Below are 5,469 nucleotides of genomic sequence, written 5' to 3'. Positions count from 1 at the left end.
TGGAAGACAGAAGACAGAAGACAGAAGACCTGAGACGGGAGGAAGCTTTGAATCAGGGGCATGGCGTCCCCAAGTCCCGCTTCAGATCACGACAATCTTCAGTGGCCCAGTCTCCCGCAGGCTGAAGCCTGTACTCCGTACAACTGCGTCTCCGACACCTTGACGCACTGACGCACTGGAACTGCGACGTTGCTGCCACCCCTGCCGGGGTGGAATACATTTTTCGACCCCTTTTCCGGAGGTATCAGTCGCTACGCTCCATCAACCGTCCGGCTAATGGCTGGGATGCCTCCGGCATCACCCGCTGCGCGGGAGACACAAGACTGGAAGACAGAAGACCTGAGACGGGAGGAAGCTTTGAATCAGGGGCATGGCGTCCCCAAGTCCCGCTTCAGATCACGACAATCTTCAGTGGCCCAGTCTCTCGCAGGCTGAAGCCTGTACTCCGTACAACTTCGTCTCCGACACCTTGACGCACTGACGCACTGACGCACTGGACGCTAAACGCGTCCATGCCGCGCCGTGACCTCTCGCAGCCGCGTTTCCAATGCGGAAGTCAGCTGGTCCCAGGTGAAACGCCAGTTCCAGAACTCGCCACTTTTGCCAGGGATGTTCATGCGGGCCTCGCTGCCGAGGCCGAGCACATCCTGAAGGGGGCAGATGGCGAGCTGGGACTGGCTTTTCCAGACGTGCTCGATGAAGTCCCAGTGGATCTCGCTGCCGTCCGTCTGGGTGTAGGTGAGGATGGTGCGGCGCTCGGCTTCGATCACCTCCGCGGTGCGGGTGCTGTCCTCGCCCGCCTCACTGCGGAAGAGGCCCAGCACGGTGTCGTTGTCGTGCGTGCCGGTGTAGCCCACGCTGTTCTCCGGGTAGGTGGCGGGGTCGTAGAGCGGCGTCACGGTATCTGGACCAAAGGCGAACTGCATGACGCGCATGCCGGGCAGGCTGTGTTTGTCGCGCAGTTCCACAACGTCTGGCGTGATGAGGCCCAGGTCCTCGGCGATGATGGGGAGCTCGCCCATCTCCTCCTTGAGGGAGTTAAACAGGGCATCGCCGGGTGCTTCCACCCACTTGCCATTGATGGCGGTCGCCTCGCTGGCGGGGATCTCCCAGTACGCGGCAAAGCCCCGGAAGTGGTCGATACGGACCACGTCCACCAGTGCAAGCGTCTTCCGCATGCGGGACTTCCACCAGTTGAAGTTGGTCTTCAGGTGCTTGGGCCAGTCATAGAGCGGGTTGCCCCAGCGCTGGCCGGTCTCGCTGAAATAATCGGGCGGCACGCCCGCGATGACGGTGGGATTGCCATTCTCATCCAGGGAGAAGAGCTCGCGGTTCGCCCAGACATCGGCGCTGTCATGCGCGGTGAAGATGGGGATGTCCCCCACGATGGCGATGCCCAGCTCCCGCGCGCGAATGCGGAGCTTGTTCCACTGGCGGTGGAAGAGGAACTGCAGGGCCTTGGCTTCCTCAATCTCCGCCTCCAGGGAGGACATGACTTGCGCCATGGCCACGTCCTCGCGCAGGGCCACCTCGCGGGGCCACTCCGTCCAGGGCTTGCTGTCGTGCTCCTCCTTCAGGGCGATGAACATGGCCCAGTCGTCCAGCCAGTCGGACTCCCGCTGGCAGAAGACCTCAAAGGCGCGGGCCAGCAGCGGGCTGGCGTTGCACTGGTTGATGAAGTGGCGGGCGGCATTCTTGAGGAAGGCCATGCGCACCTCAATCACTGAGCCAAAGTCCACCCGCTCATCAGGGAACTCTGGCATCATATGGAGGTCAGACGGGGTCACCATGCCGTCCTTCACCAGCGCATCCAGGCTGATGAGGAGCGGATTGCCCGCGAAGCTGGAGAGCGACTGGTAGGGGGAGTTCCCGTAGCCCGTGGGGCCCAGCGGGAGGATCTGCCAGACCTTCTGCCCCATGCGGTGGAGCGACTCCAGCCAGAGCTCTGCCCCCGGCCCGATCTCACCCACCCCAAACCGGCCAGGCAGCGATGTCGGATGCAACAGGATGCCGGCTGAGCGGGAGAGTGGGAGCATAAAGTCACAAGAGCGCAACAGCCGTGCCGTGCAAGCTGCGAAAAGGGGCAGCGGCGTTGCTTTTTTTAACTCGTTCGCGCCGAACGGGCTGGCTGCGCGGGAACTTCACAAGCACCAGGCACTATGTACCTCAGTCCGCATCGCAGGTGTTCAGATGCGGATGCCCTTCGTTGGGGTTGGTGAAGTTGTCAGACTCGTCCTCGTCGCGATTGGGGTCCAGGCAGCGGAAGTCTTTTTCCACTGCCACCTTGAGGCCCCAGGACTCGACGAAATAGATCCCCACCTGGCTGGGGGAGTCCGCCCAGGTGGTGACCTCGGCGGCGGGGAGGATGACGGTGACGGTGGTGCCTCGGGCGTCAGCGGTGTGTTGGACGGACGGGGGGCCGCTGGGGGAGGACTCGACGCGATAGGCCAGGCGCGGGCCTGAGGAGGCTCCCAGCGTGGTGGCTTCCTCGTAAGCGCCCTGGTCGCGGAGAGCCAGCACTTCCGTCTGAGTGAGGCGGAGGCGGAGAGAGTCTCCACGGAGGCGAAGTTTCATGATAGCAGGTTATATAATCCGGTGAGTATATCAAGGCCCGCTTCGCGGGAGACACAAGACTGGAAGACACAAGACGCCAGACCTGAAACTGAGCTGACGCCGGACATCAGATCTGGGGAAGGTCAGAGGAGGGGGCTTCCCGGGGCGATGGTTTGTGCCCTCAGCACTACGGCCGAACGTCTCCGATGGGATGGAGCGTGAGCAGGTTGTCACGAGCGATGGCTGTCTGGGGGGCGCACCTTCCAGCCACGTTGGGCCCGCGTATTCTGATGCTGGACGCGGTCGGGGCACAGTCTGGCGAGTCTGCCGAGGAACGTGCCGCAGGCATTGGGGAAATAGAGGATGCGCTGGGCTTCGGAGCGGACGTCGGGGATGGCGAGGAGTTGGGCTTCCAGGTCGTTGGCCGTGCCCTCCCAGCATTCCTGCAGGTGGAGGGTGAGCAGGGCGCGGTCCACCAGGGCGAGGAAACGAACCTCTGAGGAAAGCTCGCGGATGGACTGGAGGAGCTCGGGATGGTGCCAGTGGCGGATGCCGCTGCGGCTGTCCCGCAGATCAGCAGGGATCTGGAACTCATGCAGCAGGAAGTGCGTGAAGTGGGGCAGCTCGTTCATGAGCGTCTGCCAGAAGGCGGATTCCTCCTCCAGCGAGCCGGTAGGCATGGGCATGGGGCAGCGGGCGGCACGCAGAATCATGAGCTTGTCTTCCAGGCTGTCATCCAGCGGAGGCAGGACCTGCATGTTTTCCGGCTCTTCATTGAGGGCCACGCTCATGCGCCAGACGGGGTCCAGCAGCAGGGCATCCTTGTGCTTGCCGTGCAGGCGCTGCTCATGGCCGTAGAGCAGCTCCTTGATGCGGGCGCCGAACTGGCGGCGGGCTTTGATGTCGGTGTTGCCGTTCTCATCATCCAGACGGAGGTGCTCGCAGCCGAACATGTCGGCATTGAAGTCTGTGGCCCCTGTCATGTAGCCGTAGGGGCGGCATTCGCGACCGCCCAGGAGCTGGGTGATCAGTTTCTGGAACAGGGACTTGCCGCTCTTCACCGGCCCGGCCATGACGAGCACCTGGCCTGCCTTCCGCCAGTGGGCGTGGAGTGCCTGGATGGCGCATTGCAGCCAGCCGTAGAGGTACACGCGCTGGTCATGCTCTGGACTGGCGAAGAGCCCTTCGATGAGCGCATGCATGACCGGCCACGGGCCTGGCATGGGCTGGGGCAGGCAGGGATCGGTAGTGACCAGAATCATCTGGCCGTTCACCCGGCGCAGGCCTTTGCAGTGCCCGGCGAGGGGCCCGGCATAACCCACGGGGCGGTGGCTCTGCACCATGGTCGCGTATTCCTCGAACTCGGAGGCAACTTCGTGTTTGGCGGATGCTGTGAGCATGCCGCGCACCTTGCAGTGGCGGCGCAGGGTCCCGTCTTGCACCGGGAACCAGTCGCCGTTGTGATTCAGCACCAGGTATTCCTTCCGGTACGTGTCATACCAGACCTGATCAAACCAGGCGGCATGGCTCCGCCGCAGGGCCCGGTGGTGGGCGGGGCTGTTGACAATCTCCGCCGTGATGTCGCGGCGGATCTCCGGGTCCAGGGTTGGGGTTTTGGCCTTCGCTCGCGCCCGGGTTTTGGCTCTGGCATGGGCCTTGTCTTTGTCTTTGGTTTGATGGGGCTCGGTGATTGTCAGGGACATGAGGTTTTGGTTTTTGCTGAATGGAGAACCGGGCGCGGGCCATGGGCAAAGCCATCCCATGCCCGTGCGGTGGGGTCGCCTGGGTGATGAAGTTCTGGCTGGCCCCCCGCTGTGGCCGGGTGTGGGGATAAAGGAAATATCAGGCGCCGGGGGCGGTGCCGCCCGGGCTGTTCGTCGCGCCTACGGTAAGCCGCTGCTTGAACGCTTCCACCGCCGCTCGTTCGTAGCGCACCAGACGCCCAAGCTTGATGTAAGGAAGATCGCGCTGGCTCATGAACCGCTCGATCGTCTTCGATCTCACCCGCAGGAGCCGCGCGACCTCCGGTTTGGTCAGAAGCTGTTCCTCACCCTGAGATGCACTGTCAGACGCATTAACAACCATTGAGTAATGTGCGCTAAGCTCGCGTCCCACACAAGGGGGAACTGTGAGGTGTGCGCTTTTTTTGAGCAAGGGGCTCCTGCCCGGGGGGAGGTGCGACACCATCGACACCCTTTTTGGACTTTTTGCCAAAAACGATGTTTTTGCTCATTCTGTTGTATAGGATTGTGCGTGAGTGACTTGTGAATGAAAAATGCGACACGCAGTGCGCCACGGAGACGTATTTCGACTCTTCTTGCTCAGGTGGAGACTTGCGGGACGTGCCGCATTTGGATGCCGGAGGCATCGCCCGCTGCGCGGGAGACACAAGACTGGAAGATACAAGACAGAAGACCTGAGACGGGAGGAGGCCTTGAATCAGGGGCATGGCGTCCCAGAGTCCTGCTTCAGGTCACGACAACCGCTTCAGTTGCCCAGTCTCCCGCAGGCTGAAGCCTGTACTCCGTACAACTTCGGCTCCAACACCTTGACGCACTGACGCACTGGAACTGCGACCTTGCTGCCACCCCTGCCGGGGTGGGATCCTCCTTGTCTCCCAACCGGAGGTATCAGTCGCTACGCTCCCTCAACCATCCGGCTAATGGCTGGGATGCCTCCGGCATCGCCCGCTGCGCGGGAGACACAAGACTGGAAGACACAAGACAGAAGACCTGAGACGGGAGGAGGCCTTGAATCAGGGGCATGGCGCCCAGAGTCCTGCTTCAGGTCACGACAACCGCTTCAGTTGCCCAGTCTCCCGCAGGCTGAAGCCCAATGCCATCAGGGAAAACGCATCGTCTTGCTGTTTTGCCTTGGCGCGGCTCGGAGTCGCGATGGTGCAACCGCCACGACTGC

Annotated in this window: 4 protein-coding genes; all 4 read right to left on the bottom strand. The window is 62.5% G+C overall.

The window, feature by feature from the left end:
• Positions 1-500 precede the first annotated feature (500 nt).
• The 4 genes from malQ to BV034_RS29620 all read right to left on the bottom strand — a co-directional run bounded on the left by malQ (position 501) and on the right by BV034_RS29620 (position 4,638).
• On the bottom strand, positions 501-2,036 hold the full coding sequence (malQ, locus tag BV034_RS29635; RefSeq protein ID WP_050030560.1) for a 4-alpha-glucanotransferase: 1,536 nt from the start codon (positions 2,034-2,036) through the stop codon (positions 501-503).
• Between the two features lie 130 nt (positions 2,037-2,166).
• Positions 2,167-2,574 carry a hypothetical protein gene (locus BV034_RS29630; protein ID WP_050030559.1) on the bottom strand — a complete coding sequence of 136 codons (408 nt, stop codon included), beginning with the start codon at positions 2,572-2,574 and terminating at the stop codon, positions 2,167-2,169.
• Between the two features lie 209 nt (positions 2,575-2,783).
• Positions 2,784-4,256, bottom strand: a complete 1,473-nt coding sequence (locus tag BV034_RS29625) for a hypothetical protein (RefSeq protein WP_050030558.1) — start codon at positions 4,254-4,256, stop codon at positions 2,784-2,786.
• 139 nt (positions 4,257-4,395) lie between these two features.
• On the bottom strand, positions 4,396-4,638 hold the full coding sequence (locus tag BV034_RS29620) for a helix-turn-helix domain-containing protein (RefSeq protein ID WP_050030557.1): 243 nt from the start codon (positions 4,636-4,638) through the stop codon (positions 4,396-4,398).
• Positions 4,639-5,469: the final 831 nt, after the last annotated feature.

The sequence above is a fragment of the Verrucomicrobium sp. BvORR034 genome (assembly GCF_000739635.1).
Classification (GTDB): domain Bacteria; phylum Verrucomicrobiota; class Verrucomicrobiia; order Verrucomicrobiales; family Verrucomicrobiaceae; genus Verrucomicrobium.
Note: the sequence above shows the minus strand (reverse complement) of the source record. Positions and strands in the feature narration are given on the sequence as shown.

Excerpts from the sequence above, each read along its gene's own strand:
- malQ (WP_050030560.1), bottom strand. The coding sequence starts at position 2,036 with ATGCTCCCACTCTCCCGCTCAGCCGGCATCCTGTTGCATCCGACATCG.
- BV034_RS29630 (WP_050030559.1), bottom strand. The coding sequence starts at position 2,574 with ATGAAACTTCGCCTCCGTGGAGACTCTCTCCGCCTCCGCCTCACTCAG.
- BV034_RS29625 (WP_050030558.1), bottom strand. The coding sequence starts at position 4,256 with ATGTCCCTGACAATCACCGAGCCCCATCAAACCAAAGACAAAGACAAG.
- BV034_RS29620 (WP_050030557.1), bottom strand. The coding sequence starts at position 4,638 with ATGGTTGTTAATGCGTCTGACAGTGCATCTCAGGGTGAGGAACAGCTT.